This is a genomic window from Chitinophaga polysaccharea (assembly GCF_902150045.1).
GTDB lineage: Bacteria > Bacteroidota > Bacteroidia > Chitinophagales > Chitinophagaceae > Chitinophaga > Chitinophaga polysaccharea_A.
This window is the reverse complement of sequence record NZ_CABFVU010000003.1, coordinates 94,869-109,751: the sequence shown is the minus strand read 5'-3', so window position 1 is coordinate 109,751 and position 14,883 is coordinate 94,869. Positions and strand designations below refer to the sequence as shown.

Below are 14,883 nucleotides of genomic sequence, written 5' to 3'. Positions count from 1 at the left end.
ATCATGTAAAACACGTTGCCACCGGCAAGAGCAATATTTTATCAAACCAAAATTAGTCAACGTTTAGCATTATTGATTCCGGGCAAATAGATCAACCAATATCATAATAACAACTGGATAATCAGCATACCAGTATCATTCATCAGTTTCAAATCAATTTACATGACTGTTAATTTTACACAAAACAGCCGTAACAGCGCTGTGATGTTATTAACGCTCTGCCTCACCTTCCTATGCCTGGGAGGTACCGCACAGGTAAAACCTGCCTCCACGCAGATCACTGTTTCAGGTACGGTAAAAGATGGCTCAGACGGAAACCCGCTGCCGGGTGTGTCTGTGAGCATTTCAGACAGCAAATCAGGCGCTATCACCGGGCCGGATGGCAGCTACACACTTAAAATGAATCCCGGCAGCACGCTTACCTTCAGTATGCTGGGCTATCTTCCGAAATCAGTAACGGTAACGGAAGCCAATGCGCACCTGAACATTACATTGCCGGTAGACAAAAAAGTACTGAAAGACGTAGTGGTGATCGGTTACCAGGAAACATCCCGCAAAACGGTAACGGCGGCGGTGACTTCCGTAAACCCCAAAGCCCTGCTGGACGTACCCGCGCCTACACTGGACGCATTGCTGCAGGGACGCGCCCCCGGCCTGGATGTACAGAACTACTCCGGTGAGCCCGGTGTAAGAAGCAATGTGGTAATGCGTGGTAATACCGCCGTAAGCCGCAACATCAACAGCGACTTTACCAGCAACGCCGGAAAAACAAGTCTGGCCCGCGCATTGAGCGGCCCGCTCTACGTGATCGACGGCGTACCGCAAACTACAGAAGATATTGCCGCCATCAGCTACGGCTCCGGTACCAATACGGATGTACTGGCCGGCATTTCCATCAACGATATCCAAAGCATCGATATCCTGAAAGACGCCTCTGCTGCCGCGATCTACGGATCAAGAGGCGCCGGCGGCGTTATCATCATCAAAACAAAAAGAGGGATCACCGGGAAACCAAAAATTGATTTTGCCACCTATCACGGCTTCACCGAAATGCCACAGCTGGATAAAGTGCTGATAGGCGCTGAAGAACGCCGCGCAAAAATGGAGCTGATCAATCACTATGGCAACTGGGGCACCCTGAAAAATATTCCGCAGGTGCTTACGGATAGCCTTAACCCTGCTTTCAACAATGCCAACGATTACCAGGGCGGTATGTATCAAACCGGCCGCGTAGACAACTACGACCTCTCCATTTCCGGTGGCAATAACCTGATCAATTACCGCTACGGCTTCAACTATTACAATGAAGAAGGCATCATCCGGAAATCCGGGCTGAAACGCTACAGCTTCAGCAGCAGCACAGGGCTGAACCTCTCCCCTAACCTGCAGATCAATACGCAGATCCGCTATTCAAAAATAGACCGCCCAAGATCCATCAACGATCTTTCCGGCGGATACGGTCCGTTTAACGGCGGGTACTACGCCTCCAGCGCATTGCCCACTTCCCTGCTTTATATGACGCAGGCCAACAAAGATTTTATCTTCGGTAACACTACCAGCGGTACCGATCAGAACAGCAACGATAACCTGTCTATCAGCCCTATCATCGACTGGAAGATCTCCAGTAAATTCAACTTCACCACGGTGATCTCCTTTACACAAACCAACAGCCGGATGGACTCCTATACGCCCGGCGCTGTGAGAAGAGACGGAACGGGTAAAGCTGTCAGTTTTGTAGATAAATCCAATAACTACTTAATGAGCAATACTCTCCAGTATACCACCACGTTTAATACCAATCACTCGCTGAACCTCCTGGCCGGACAAAATACGGAGTACTGGGAATACCGCGCCACGCAGTCAAGTGCTATCGGTATCCCGAACGACCAGATCCGCACGGTAACTGTGCTCAATAAAAACCTGGCCGATACCCGTTCCGACCTGTTGCAGAGCGGTATCCAATCGCTGTTCCTGAGAGCGAACTATGGTTACAAGGAACGTTACCTCTTATCGGCCGTAATTACTGCCGATGCCTCTTCCCGCTTTGGTAAAAATAACCGCTGGGGTTACTTCCCCTCTGTATCCGGTGGTTGGGTGATCAGCGACGAGCCTGCCCTGAAATCTGCCAGCAGCTGGCTTACCCTCCTGAAGCTGCGCGCCAGCTATGGAGTGGCAGGCCGGCAACCGGATGGAGGCGACAATTACCTCTCCTATAATACTTACCGCGTAGGCGCCGGCGAATTTGCAGGCAGCACCAATCCTGCTACCGGTAGCAACTATGCCTTTGCATACAACGGCATTCCCGCTGTATCGCTCGATTTCGACAAAGGGCTTACCAACAATAACCTGAGCTGGGAAAAGAGCACGCAAAGCAACCTGGGTCTGGATGTAACTTTATACAACGGCCGTTTCAATATCGTGGCAGATGCTTACATTAAAAATACCAACGGCGGTATCTTTAACCTGAATGTACCGGTTACTACCGGCTACTCTATCCTCACCGCCAACGCCATCGGTATACGCAACACCGGTGTGGAACTGCAACTCATTGCCAACATCCTGAAGCCATCTTCCAAATTCCAATGGCAGGCTTTACTGAACCTCGCCCATAACGATAACCTCATTACCTCCCTGCCAAACGGAGGCCGTGATATTTACCTGGATAAATACCTGCTCCGCCAGGGACAACCGCTGAACTCCTATAACGTGTTCAACAAAACAGGTATCTACTTTACAGATGCAGATGTGCCCATTAACAAGGCCACCGGCTTACCACTCGTTTTCTATGGCTATCCTTTCAAAGGCGGGGACCCGATCTGGCAGGACTCCAACGGCGATGGCGTGCTTGATAATACCGACTATATACCGGCAGGCAACCCTAACCCCAAAGTAACCGGCGGTTTTGGCAATACCTTCAGCTACAAGAATTTCACACTGTATGTATTCTGTACTTTCACCGCAGGCCGTAAAGTGTTCAACGACTACCTCGCCGGGAAGCTCTCCCAGCTGGTACCTACAGACGATGGCGATCCTGATCCGTATCACTCCATTTCCACCCACTCCATGCCAGACCTGAGCAACATCAATTACTGGAGGAACCCGGGAGATAATGCACAGTATCCAAGTTTAAGCTCTGTAAACGGTACCCGTTATAAATACGCCATGGTTAGCTCTGCATGGATCGAAAGCGGCGCTTACTTCCGCGTGAAAAATGTGTCGCTCTCCTACTCCTTCAACCAAAGCGTATTGGATAAGATCCATTTCAGACGTTTAAGGATCTATGCTCTGGCCGACAACCTCTTCATCCTGAAACAATCCAGGAATATCCCTGATCCTGAACAGGTAGATGCCTTTGGCGTATACAGCGGCAGTGGTTATCCTATTCCCAGGAAGTTCACACTGGGTCTGGATCTTAGCCTTTAACCATCAAAACGAAAATCATGAAGAAACAACGCTTATATATCGCTTATGCAGCTGCTGTGATTTCCGCAGCTACCCTGGTGTCGTCCTGCTCCAAAATACTGGACCTGGAACCGCATAACTCTACTTTTACCAATGCTTACTTTTCTACCGAAACAGATGCCAAAACTTCGCTGGCCGGGGCCTATGCCATCCTGCGCAATATCCTGATCCGCGATAACTCCTGGCATAAATACGGCGATATTGTTTCCGGGGAACTGAGCATCGACGGTGGCCGCGACAATGGCAACTTCAACATTTCCAACGGGGAATTTGTAGGCCTGAACGTGGGCAGCGGTAACTGGAACTGGCAACAGTATTACCAGCTGCTGCAACAGGTGAACCTGATCATCAATAAGGTGCCGGGTATCGACGACAGCAAATTCACCAACATCAATAACAAACGGCATGTGATCGGGGAAGCTTATTTCCTCCGCGCATTCACTTACTTCTATATGAGCAGGATCTGGGGAGATGTGCCTTTGAAACTGGAGCCGGACCTGGATGTATCATCTGCAAAAAATATCCCGAGAAGCCCTGCCGACAGCGTATGGAAACAATGCCTGGCCGACCTGGAGATTGCCAAACAAAACCTTGATTTTGGTTATGAAGATGAATCCGAGCGTGCGGTAAGAGCCAACAAAGGGGCTGTATTTGCACTACAGGCGCATATCCTGGCCTGGAAGGGCGATTACGCAGGCTGTGAAGCCGCTGCTAATGAAGTGATCACCAAAGGCGGTTACGCACTTCTTGATTCCACCAACTACATGAAAGTGTTCATCGGTAAAACACAGGAAGGCATCTTTGAGATCAATATCAACGACGGCCAGTCGGAAGGCCTTTCCCTCGCCACCAATGGCGGCGCAGGCGTAACACTGATGATGCCCTTCATTGATGGAAAAAGCTATATAGAATGGCCGGTAAACGAGAACTACCTCTCTATTTATGAAGACCGTGACAAAGATATCCGCTTTAAGGATTTCTTCTACGGATTGGGCGGTAACCAGGGACAGATCATCAAGTATTCCAACATTGCCTACGCCGACGGATCTACGAAAAAAGATCCCCGCATGACCAATAACCTCAACATTTTCAGGTTGGCGGATATATTGCTGCTGAGAGCCGAAGCACTGAACAAACTTAAAAAAGACGGCGACGCATTACCGCTGCTTAACCAGGTGCGCCAGCGGGCGGGGCTTGACAACTACACAGGCGCGGGCGACGACCTGGCTACTACCATCCTGGAAGAACGCCTGCGGGAGCTCTTCTACGAAGGCCATGCCTATTATGACCTGGTGCGTAATAAAAAACTGACCGATTACAACGAACATTTCCCTGGCGATCAGTTCCAGAATGGCGGCTGGTTATGGCCCATTGATCCGACCATGTTCAAAGACGATTTCACCCTTACGCAAACTCCTTACTGGAGAGGTAAACTTTAAACCAATAAAATCAGCTGTATGAAACATAAAATATATCTTTCTTTCATCGCTTTGGTAGCCATGGTGTTATTCTCCTGTAAAAAGGAATATACGATCGGCGGCAGTGCGCACGATCCGCATGTGAATATGACCACTTACGATTACCTGAAAACAAACCCGCTTTTTGATACCGTGCTGTTGCTGATCGATAAAACAGGTTTAAAGGAAGAAGTGAATGCCAACGGTACTTTCTTCGCCATCACTGATTACGACCTGTACAATTACCTTGTACAGCGCCAGGAGCTGGAACGCACACAGAGAGAGGATCCTAACTATATCTTTACTTTTGACTCGCTGGATTTTGGTGTAATGAGAGATTCCCTGCGGGCATATCTTTTCAAAGACATCATCACGTTAGACAAGGCTACCAAAACCGGGAAACTGTATAAGGCCAACGACGGGGAACTGCGACTGATACAGGGTATTCCCAGCACCGACTATACAGACGGCAGCGTATTTACCCAATACCCCGTATACCTGTACCTCACCAAACTGGTAGCTAAGCCCGGTCACCCGGTGCCAACCACCGATGCGGAACTGGCCAACACCATACCGGAACAATACCTGCAAGCACGATGTCAGACAACCGGGATCCTCACTACCAACGGGGTATTGCATGTGCTGAACAACAATCACACATTCACTTATTTCGGGGATACCTTTAACTGAGTTTTCACCTTTACGCAATGACCATGAAAAAAAATATAAAAATATTCGGCGCCGTGGTGATAGCTGTTACTGCAGCTATGTACGGTTGCTCCAAAGTGGAAAACGGGTTTCTCAGCAACCAGATACGCTACGTCGATAACCCCATCAAAATAAAACGGGGACAGATACAATCCACCAATCCCGTAAGCAACGACGGTTCCAGCGCACCGGTAGTATATAAGCTGCTCGACATCCGCGATGCAGAAAAGCATACGCATGCCGACTCTGTATTCACCAATTATGAGCGCTATGAATGGATCGGAAAATTTGACCCGGAAAAAGATACCACGGTAGAATTGCTGAATAAGAAAAGGCAGAAAGTAAACTCTCCCTGCTTTGAATTCAATGAGCATACCGGCGCCTTTACTTTTTACGGTACTTCCATCAAAGTGCCGCTGGGTACCTACGAATTTGATATCCAGGCTTCCAATCAAAACGGCACCAAGGTATATAAGAACATTGCCACCTTCACCCTGATAGATGAACCGCCCTATCATATAGGCGATGGCGGCGCCGCCTGGTTTAAAGATGGCACCACTACCAGCGGCGACCTCGGTGTGCCCACCGTTACCATCAGGAAAATTTCCGATGAGGGCACCAATATTATCCTGAAGATCGCCGACCAGAACGGCCGCTACTTTAACCCGGCCAAAGATGAGATCATCAGGAGGGGCGACCGCAGCGATTTCCAGACCTATGCACAGTTTCACCCGCTGGAGAAAACAGATACCAGCATGGTGTGCAATTTTGAAACCACCCCATTCCCCTTACTGCAAAGCGCTTACGGATACCTGATCTACTATCGTATCCCCAGCCAGTTTGTAACAATAGACCCGGGGTATGCGCCTACCAGCGATAAGGTATACAACGTGAACCCAAGGTTCCAGTTCCAGATCTTCCAGGAAGGCACCTATGAAGTGGTGGTGAAAATAAAACATGTGAACAGGATTATCAGGTAACAACCAGCTGCATCAACGAAAAAGCCTTCCCATCATGCGGAAGGCTTTTTTTATGTAAAGAAACCATAAGTCCTTTCCAGCTTCCATGGCCCCTTCAGGTATCTCCACAACTGTATCCCCGTGGCAGTTACCTCAAAAGGCAGGAACACCGATTTCAATACTTCATGCGCCTGTTGCGCTTTAAAAGCCGTTACCTGGTTCATGATGGTGATATGCGGGCGTAAAGGCTGCCGGTCGCGCGGAATAAGCCATTGCTCCCATTGTGATTGCAATGATGCATGTAATATCTGCAGCTCCTCCGACATTAGCGTGTAGGCGATACCGTTGGTATAACGCTGCACTTCATTCACCTGCATTACAAAAGATGGCTGCGCCGGCATCGTATCCAAAGAAGCTATGATGCCTGGCTCATCTGCCGGCAGGCGGTAAAACAAACTCAGATGCGCAGCTACTTCATTGGCATGGGCAGGATAATACTGCCGCCGCAGGCGGTTAAAAAATCCCATGGATTCCGGGTCAAGTTGCAGCGTGAGAATGTAAGATGCCATGGCTATGCGAAGATAAGAATATGACAGTTACCTGCCGGTGTAAACTAAAAAGGCCATCCCGTTTTACCGGAACAGCCTTTTAATGGGATAGTAGTGATAGTTAGTTTCAGAATTTCACAGTAATGCTCCCGGAAAAATTGAACGGCATCTGCGGACTGATAACGCCCTGCCCTACATAATACTCCGCATTGGTGATATTATCGAACTTCAGTCCTACCCTGAATTTGCGGGCATCGTAAAATGCCGTGGCATTCAGCAGGGTATAGGAAGGGAACGTAAATGTACCGGTAGTAACTGTATTGGCGGTTACATGTTCGCTTACATAATTACCGCCGGCGCCTATACCAAAGCCGCGTAGTTTGCCCACCGGGATCGTGTAGCTGATCCATGCATTGGCAATATCCGCAGGGCCTGCGGAAGATGGCCGGGTACCATCTACATCTTTACCGCTGGTATTCAGCTTACTGTTATTATGGCTGTAGCCGGCCATGATATTAAGTCCTCTGACAGGAGCTGCCATCAGTTCCAGTTCTATGCCTTTACTTTTCTGTGTACCATCCTGCACGGTAATCGTATAATCGCTTCCGTTATACGTATAGTTCTCGCTGCGTGTAATATTCTTCACTTCAATATCATAATAGCTGGCAGTAAAAGTAAGCCGGTTATCCAGCAGGTCCAGTTTCACACCACCTTCAGCCTGGTTGGCCTGCTGCGGTTTAAAGTTGCCGTTTACATCAGGCACCGGCTGTGTTACCGGCGCCACATTGCTGAAGCCATTCATATAGTTACCGAATACAGATACCTTTCCGGGGATCACCTGGTACACCAGGCCAAACTTCGGGGAAAGGGCGGTTTGATAAAACCGGCTGTCGGTCACAATTTTACCGGTTACATAGTTGAGCGTTCCATTACTGGCAAAGTAATCCAGCCGCAGGCTCAGCATGGCCAGCAGGTTATCGGTAATATTGATAACATCGGAAGCATATACACCGTAAACATTGTTGGAGTTGTAGGTCCTGGTAGGTGCAACACCAGCTGCTACTATTTTACCGGTGGCTGTTGCCAGCGACAGCATCGAATATTTTTTGTAATCAGGATTGGAACCGCTGATGGTATCATATTTAACTATCGCGGAATTATTAGTGTTAGCCGTCTGGTTCAGGTAATCCAATCCTACGATCAGCCTGTTACGGATACCGCCTATACGAAAATCGCCGGTAAAGTTCTGTTGGATGCTGGTGGTAGTTGCATCCGCATTCTGTAATTGTACATTACGCTCCAGTAAGTCGTCGCTTGTATTACCGCGTATGAACTCATATTGGTACATGCCGTCTGTTTTACGTGTATTCCTGGAGAAGCTGGTACCGGACACCCACCCTTTGCCGAGCTGGTGATCGATGCGCCCGTGAACATTAACAGACGGGGCTTTTAGCGTAATATCGTCGCTGGTATAGGACCGGCTCCAGTCGAAATTCAGTTCCTTTGGTGTGGCAGCGAAAAATTTGCGGGTGCGGCTAAGGAAGATAATGGAGGGGTTGGTTCCTTCATAGCTGAAGAACTCTGCACCAAGCGTGATAATGGTACGGTCGCTCATTTTATAATTAATGACGGGCGCCAGGAAAAACGATTTCCTGAATCCTGCATCCTGGAAACTGTTGCGGGTATGATAAGCTGCATTCACCCGGGCAGTAAGCGTTTTGCTTTTATTCAGCGGACCATAGATATCAGCCGTAATACGGCTCAGGTTATAACTGCCACCAGTATACGACACCTCCCCGCCTAAAGTATCCAGCGGCTTCTTGGTGGTTACATTGATAAGACCGCCAAAAGAGGTTACAGCGCCACCGAATAAAGTGCCGGATGGCCCCTTGATAATTTCAAGCGACTGCACATTGGCGGGGTCAATTTCACCGTTTGTTTGCCCGGGTAAACCATCTACCATAGATATCCTCGTAGGAAAGCCACGAAGATTGTAATAAACGGCGCCATCACCGCTGCGACCAATACTCCCCTGCATCTTCACAATACCCGGGGCATTTTTCAGCCCGTCGCTCAGATCGGTGATCACCTGTTCTGTAAGCAGCTTATCAGACAAAGTGGTATACACCTGCGGGTTTTCCAGGTATTTCAGCGGCAGCTTTGCCACCGTTTCGCTTTCCTTATTCAGCTCTTTGCCGAGCTTGCGGGAGCTGATCTCTACTTCCTGTAATCCCACCGAGCTTTCGCTCAGGGTAAAATTGGCCGTGTTATCCGCTCCGCTTGCTACAGTAATGTTTTTTTTCATAGCCGGTAAACCAGGCATGGCGATCCTTATTGTATAAGCGCCTGCTTTTACATGATCAAACCTGTAGCCACCATCATTCCCGGTCACCGTTTGCTGCCTTGCTTCAAGGATCGCCACTATTACATCTCTCACGGGTTGCCCGTCTGATGTTATCACTCTACCATACAGGGAGGGAGTTGTTTGTGCATATACTCCAGCCGTGAACAACTGCGTCGCGCACATTAATATCATTGTAAAAAGGGATCTGCTCATTAATCGGGAATCAATTTTCATTTTAATAGTTCAGGTTGAAAATGAGATAAGAAGAAGGATCCCCGCGGGATTCCTGCCAGCTTACCGGAAACGCGGCAAATTACCGGTTTCCCAACAACCAGGTATGACGAAGCCGGAAAAAAATTTACGAAAAAAGAAAAAAATAGTCAGCCTATCAGGTAATTACGGGTTTCCCCGGGAAGAAAAGGCGTCCCGGGACAATGCCCGGGTTTGCGCCTATGGTTGTTATACAAGGTCTGTTACAGCAGCATAATCGACTTTGCCATTGGGGGTCAGCGGCAGTGCATGTACATACTTAACCCGAAGCGAGCCGGGATGTAGTCCCATTTTTTCTTTGAGTACCTGTTTAATAGCATCTTCCGGCAGTTCATCGTTCAGGTGCAGTATAGCCAGGTATTTATCTTCCAGCCCAAAGCAAACAAAGGTTTGCCCGCCAAGTGCATTTTTAAGGATCAGTTCCACTTCATCCAGGTTCATCCGGGTACCATAAAGCTTCATAATACGTTTAATCCTTCCCGTTATGAAGTAGTATCCCTCCTCATCCTTCCTGGCTACGTCGCCGGTATATAATTTATTGGTATGCTGATATTCGTTCAGGTCCTGGTAGTTGGTGGCATAGCCGCCAAATACATTCTTCCCGTAATAGATCAGTTCACCGGTGGCGTCGTCTATTTCAAACCGGCCTCCTTTCACAGGAAAGCCAATAGAGCTTTCTTTTTTCAGGATGTCGGCCGGGTCGAGGTAAGCCATACGGCCGGAGGCTTCTGTTTGCCCGTACTGCATATAGAACTGCTTATTCCAGGTGGCGCAGTATCCGGCAATAGTTTTCGTGAGCGTATGATTTAATATGCCGCCGGTTTGGGTCATGTAGCGCAGCGAAGAACAATTTTTCCGGAAAAAACCGATGCGCTGCAGCATTTCATACACGTAAGGTACGCCGCCAATGGTTGCGCATTGGTATTTATGGAAGTCGTCCCAGAACTCCTTCTTTAATACATCGTGGCTGGTGCAGAGGATATTACCGCCGGCTATGCAGTTGGTAGTGAAAATAGAAAAGCCATACACAAAGATGATGGGCACATTCAGCGGAACGGTATCGTGTGGCCGGATAGGCATATAATCCAGAATGGACCGGGCGTTATGCACCAGGTTATCGTCTGAGAGCTTTACAAACTTTGGCGAACCTGTAGAGCCGGAGGTGCTGAGCAGTAATTTAATATCTGCATGAACGGGGTAAAGCGTACGCTGCCTGCTGCGGAACAGCCGGATATTTTCACCGGCCCGGAACAACTCAAATCCGCTTATATCTGTTCTAACCGGGTCATAAATATAATAAGGCCGGTAGCGGTTTTCCAGGTCTTCTTTAAAGGAGCTGTTCAGTTGTGCGCTTAAAAGGGTTACCGCAAAGCGGCTGTCGAGGAAATTGAGCAGCACTTCCACTGATCCCACGAGGTTATCGCAATAAATGAATACAATGCCGCGGTGGTCATCTATTTCCAGCGACCGGTGAAAGCTGCCGGCAGGATAACGTTTCCCGCTCAGGGCATCGATAAAACCAAGTTTATCATTGCCCCGTATCAGGTCATAGAGTTTCATTCTGTTTTAGTTATGTTTTCTATCAAACTACTTCTACGTTATATTTCTTCAGTAATGTTTTGATCTTGCCAATGCTTCCCATCTCCAGTACATCGTCCATGTCGATAGCAATGCCAAAGGTCGTTTCCAGCCCGGCCACCAGTACAAGGTGCGTCATGGAATCCCATTCAGGAATGCTTTGATACTCCAGTTCGTCAGTTACCATATCTGCAGGCACTGATAATGCTTTTGATACTGCTTCATTGAATTGTTGTGAAATACTCATTTGTTCTTTTTTTGTTTGTTAAATAATTCTTTCCTTATAGTTTCCGATATTTCCATCTTCCTTTCCGGAAAACAATGATACAGGCAGATGCCAGCACAATTTCCGATACAAGGATGGCCAGGAATATTCCGTCGGGCCCCATAGCCATCCTGATGCCAAGCAGGTAAGACAAGGGGATCTGGGTGAGGTAAAACATCAGTATATACAGCAGTGATACCACCGTTACTTCACCAGCTGCATTCAGCGCCCGGGAAATCACCATGGTATACCCTAAAAGCACATACGCAACAGAGATGTAATGCAGGTAAGTAACAGCATTACCGGATACGGCAGGCACACTGGTGAACAGGGCCACCACCGGTACGGCATAAAACTGCCACACCACCGCTATGACCCCTAAAAAGCAGGTATTGATCAGTCCCGCTTTCCATACAGAAGCTTCTGCACGCGCTACCTGGTTGGCGCCTATATTCTGCCCTGTAAGGATCCCTGCCGCATTCCCTATTCCCCACGCCGGCATGGTTACCACCGATCCTATCCGCTGTGCAATCACATAACCGGCCAGTGCATCGCTGCCGAAATGAGAAATAATACGGATCATCAGCAACCAGCTGGAAGAAGGGATCATATACTGGAGGGTACCTGCAAATGCCAGCTTAACAACTTTCCGGATAATTTCCGGCGACGGTACCAGTTGCGCTTTGCCGATAACAAGTACAGACCGGCCCTGTGCCAGGAAAACAACCTGGTACAATACGCCTACCACCCGTGCAATAACGGCAGCCAGGGCCACTCCCGCCAGGCCCAGCGCAGGCACCGGCCCCCAACCAAAAATAAGCAGCGGGCATAACAGGATATTGATCGTGTTCGATAACCATAATGTACGCATAGCGGTGGCGGCATCTCCCGCTCCCCGGAAAACACCGTTCATGGTAATCCGCATGATCAGGAAAAAAACACTGCCGAACATCAGCCGGGAAAATACATCCGCCTCCTGCAGCATGGCCGTAGGGATGCCTACCAGGGAAAGCACTTCCCGGTTAAACACAAACAATACTGTACCTAACAGAAGCGATATCACCAATCCAACATAAATGATCTGCATAGCCGTAAGCCCGGCTGTTTCCAATTGCTTTTCCCCTACCCGCCGGGAAACCACGGCAGAAGCGGCAATACTCAAACCAATGGATACCGAATAAACAAAAGACACTACTGTTTCCGCAGTGCCCACAATGGCAACAGCGCCTGCCCCCATCCTGCTCACAAAAAAAAGGTTGGTGCATACAAACAGCGATTCCATCAGCAATTCCATTACCATTGGCACCGAAAGCAATACGATGGCCCGGTTGATGCCTCCCGTAGTAAATGTTTTTTCCTTGCCCAGGAAAGCGGTCCTGAGCAGGTATAAAAAAGAGCGCGTTTGCGCCAGGATCGTTTTCATGTATTGATTAATCGCTGTATAATGTTCAATTATGCTGTTTTCAATGCCTCCACAGCCACTTCCACCAACGGGTTCACCAATACGCCACCTTTCGGGGGAATGGCAAAATCAGTACGGTCTTCATAACCATGATACAGCAAACGCAGGCTGTTGATATAAAACCGCTTGAATGTTTCCACGTACAGATCATACTTTACAAACCGCTCCTGCAGTTCTGGATGTTCCTGCTGGTAGGCGGCAATAGTATCCGCTACTTCCTTCCAGAACAGGCGTTCGTTGAAGTCATCGCAAGTATGTAGTACGTCCGACAGGTAACGGAAGAAGGCGTCAAATACGCCCAGCAGGATGAACAGGGGCACATTCTCCTTGTTGGAAGATTGTATCAGCCCGTCTGCCAGGTCTGCCGGCAATTTCTCCCTGGCTTCTGCAGTGAGCACTATATCATCCACAAAATCCTTGATGATAATGCGGGCAGGTATGTTGTCCTTCATTACCAGGATGATATTTTCACCATGCGGCGTTACGCAAAGCGAATGCGCATAATAAATATGCAGCAATGGCTTGAGATAGGCGGTGAGATAAGCCTTCAGCCAGGCAGCTGTGGTAAGCCCCGAGCGGGCTATCAATGCACCGGCAAGGCTCTTCCCTTCGTCATCTACATATAAAAGGGAAGCCATGGTTACAATGGTTTCTCCGGGACGTACAAATTGCTCCGCACTTTCCCGCCACAATACGCCCAGCATTTCATTAAACTGGTAAGGAGCATTGGCAATGGCAGTGTAGTGGGGATGCAGGTAAGTAACGGTAGCCACTTCCCCCAGCAGGATGAGGCCCATGTTATGCAGCACGGTGTCCTTTTCCAGCATACCTTTTACCCAGGCTGTGATGCGCGGGGCAATGGCCATCTGGCGCGGCGACAACCCCCGGATATTCCCGGTACTCAATATGGAGATCGCCATTTTTACATAATGCTTATGTGGATGCGTAACATTATAAAAAGTGCGGATACTCTGCTGTGGCGTATATACATCATTGCCTGTGCCTAACGGCACCAGGAAATTATTGGCAATTTCACCGGAAAACTGCAGCAACACTTTATTATTCCATTGCCATTCATGTACGGGAATAAACGTATAGTCGCCGGCGTTAAGCCCTTTACCGGTTAGTATGCTTTTAAATGCATCCAGTTTTTCTTTGCCCAGTTCCTGCTCCAGGAAAGCGGTTTCGCTGATCTCTTCCAGCGACCTGAAAGTTGCGCGGCTGCGGTGTACGGCGATCCAGGACAGGAGCACTTCCCGGTTATGTTCTGGTGCATACCGGCGATAGTCGTGCGCATCAAAGCCAATGCGGCCTTTGTTCACAATCACCCAGGGATGACCATCCATCTGGTGTTCCACTTCCTGGTAGTCTGCCGCAGCCAGTGCTGCTGCAGAGGGCCGCCCGCGGAAACGCATCGTGGCGTCGGCAAACAAAGTATTGTTCAGTTCTTCGATATAACGGGCAAGGGTAGCCGGCTTTATGCCGAGGGTTTGCTGCATGTCTGTAAAAAACAAAGGCACATCAGCCGCAGGTAAACACCTGTTATCCTGGCATCTCCGGATACTGTGGCTGTATACATGCCAGTAGTCCAGCATACGCGGACTGGCGGAAAAGGTATACCATACATTTTCACGGTCGGTATTAATACGGAACTGCGTTAGCCCGTTCTCACCGCGTTCCGTTTCCAGGGGGGCAAGCACCTGTTCATGCATAAGCTCTGCCAGGCTTTTGGCCAGTAGGTTTAAATTTACCTCTTGCCATACGGTGGTTTCCAGGTGTGAAATTCCTTCAAATATTCCGTGAGTAATCATTGTTGCAAGTAGCTATAAT

Annotated in this window: 10 protein-coding genes; 4 read left to right on the top strand and 6 right to left on the bottom strand. The window is 48.8% G+C overall.

Going from position 1 to position 14,883, the window contains the following annotated elements:
• Positions 1–162 precede the first annotated feature (162 nt).
• The 4 genes from FN124_RS20815 to FN124_RS20800 are packed head-to-tail and all read left to right on the top strand — an operon-like array spanning position 163 to position 6,607.
• Positions 163–3,423: a SusC/RagA family TonB-linked outer membrane protein gene (locus tag FN124_RS20815; RefSeq protein WP_142686721.1), complete on the top strand. Its 3,261-nt coding sequence runs from the start codon at positions 163–165 to the stop codon at positions 3,421–3,423.
• Between the two features lie 17 nt (positions 3,424–3,440).
• Positions 3,441–4,901 carry a RagB/SusD family nutrient uptake outer membrane protein gene (locus tag FN124_RS20810; protein WP_142686720.1) on the top strand — a complete coding sequence of 487 codons (1,461 nt, stop codon included), beginning with the start codon at positions 3,441–3,443 and terminating at the stop codon, positions 4,899–4,901.
• Positions 4,902–4,919: 18 nt separating this feature from the next.
• Positions 4,920–5,609 carry a hypothetical protein gene (locus tag FN124_RS20805; RefSeq protein WP_142686719.1) on the top strand — a complete coding sequence of 230 codons (690 nt, stop codon included), beginning with the start codon at positions 4,920–4,922 and terminating at the stop codon, positions 5,607–5,609.
• 23 nt (positions 5,610–5,632) lie between these two features.
• The gene (locus FN124_RS20800) at positions 5,633–6,607 is read left to right on the top strand and encodes a DUF5007 domain-containing protein (RefSeq protein ID WP_142686718.1); all 975 of its coding nucleotides are present in this window, start codon (positions 5,633–5,635) and stop codon (positions 6,605–6,607) included.
• 50 nt (positions 6,608–6,657) lie between these two features.
• Here the strand turns inward: FN124_RS20800 and FN124_RS20795 are convergent, their stop codons facing one another.
• The 6 genes from FN124_RS20795 to FN124_RS20770 all read right to left on the bottom strand — a co-directional run bounded on the left by FN124_RS20795 (position 6,658) and on the right by FN124_RS20770 (position 14,864).
• Positions 6,658–7,155: a 2'-5' RNA ligase family protein gene (locus tag FN124_RS20795; RefSeq protein ID WP_142686717.1), complete on the bottom strand. Its 498-nt coding sequence runs from the start codon at positions 7,153–7,155 to the stop codon at positions 6,658–6,660.
• A gap of 106 nt (positions 7,156–7,261) precedes the next feature.
• Complete coding sequence (locus FN124_RS20790) at positions 7,262–9,691, bottom strand: TonB-dependent receptor (protein ID WP_142686716.1); 2,430 nt, start codon at positions 9,689–9,691, stop codon at positions 7,262–7,264.
• A 246-nt stretch (positions 9,692–9,937) separates the two neighbouring features.
• Positions 9,938–11,308 carry an AMP-binding protein gene (locus tag FN124_RS20785; RefSeq protein ID WP_142686715.1) on the bottom strand — a complete coding sequence of 457 codons (1,371 nt, stop codon included), beginning with the start codon at positions 11,306–11,308 and terminating at the stop codon, positions 9,938–9,940.
• 22 nt (positions 11,309–11,330) lie between these two features.
• On the bottom strand, positions 11,331–11,573 hold the full coding sequence (locus tag FN124_RS20780; protein WP_142686714.1) for an acyl carrier protein: 243 nt from the start codon (positions 11,571–11,573) through the stop codon (positions 11,331–11,333).
• Positions 11,574–11,607: 34 nt separating this feature from the next.
• Positions 11,608–13,014, bottom strand: a complete 1,407-nt coding sequence (locus tag FN124_RS20775) for an MATE family efflux transporter (RefSeq protein WP_142686713.1) — start codon at positions 13,012–13,014, stop codon at positions 11,608–11,610.
• A gap of 29 nt (positions 13,015–13,043) precedes the next feature.
• Entirely contained in the window at positions 13,044–14,864 is a 1,821-nt protein-coding gene (locus FN124_RS20770; RefSeq protein WP_142686712.1) for an IucA/IucC family protein, read from the bottom strand.
• Between the last annotated feature and the right edge of the window lie 19 nt (positions 14,865–14,883).

Bases quoted from the DNA above. Each gene is read 5' to 3' on its own strand.
- FN124_RS20805 (WP_142686719.1), top strand. From the start codon at position 4,920: ATGAAACATAAAATATATCTTTCTTTCATCGCTTTGGTAGCCATGGTG.
- FN124_RS20815 (WP_142686721.1), top strand. From the start codon at position 163: ATGACTGTTAATTTTACACAAAACAGCCGTAACAGCGCTGTGATGTTA.
- FN124_RS20795 (WP_142686717.1), bottom strand. From the start codon at position 7,155: ATGGCATCTTACATTCTCACGCTGCAACTTGACCCGGAATCCATGGGA.
- FN124_RS20785 (WP_142686715.1), bottom strand. From the start codon at position 11,308: ATGAAACTCTATGACCTGATACGGGGCAATGATAAACTTGGTTTTATC.
- FN124_RS20790 (WP_142686716.1), bottom strand. From the start codon at position 9,691: ATGAGCAGATCCCTTTTTACAATGATATTAATGTGCGCGACGCAGTTG.
- FN124_RS20800 (WP_142686718.1), top strand. From the start codon at position 5,633: ATGAAAAAAAATATAAAAATATTCGGCGCCGTGGTGATAGCTGTTACT.
- FN124_RS20775 (WP_142686713.1), bottom strand. From the start codon at position 13,014: ATGAAAACGATCCTGGCGCAAACGCGCTCTTTTTTATACCTGCTCAGG.
- FN124_RS20770 (WP_142686712.1), bottom strand. From the start codon at position 14,864: ATGATTACTCACGGAATATTTGAAGGAATTTCACACCTGGAAACCACC.
- FN124_RS20810 (WP_142686720.1), top strand. From the start codon at position 3,441: ATGAAGAAACAACGCTTATATATCGCTTATGCAGCTGCTGTGATTTCC.
- FN124_RS20780 (WP_142686714.1), bottom strand. From the start codon at position 11,573: ATGAGTATTTCACAACAATTCAATGAAGCAGTATCAAAAGCATTATCA.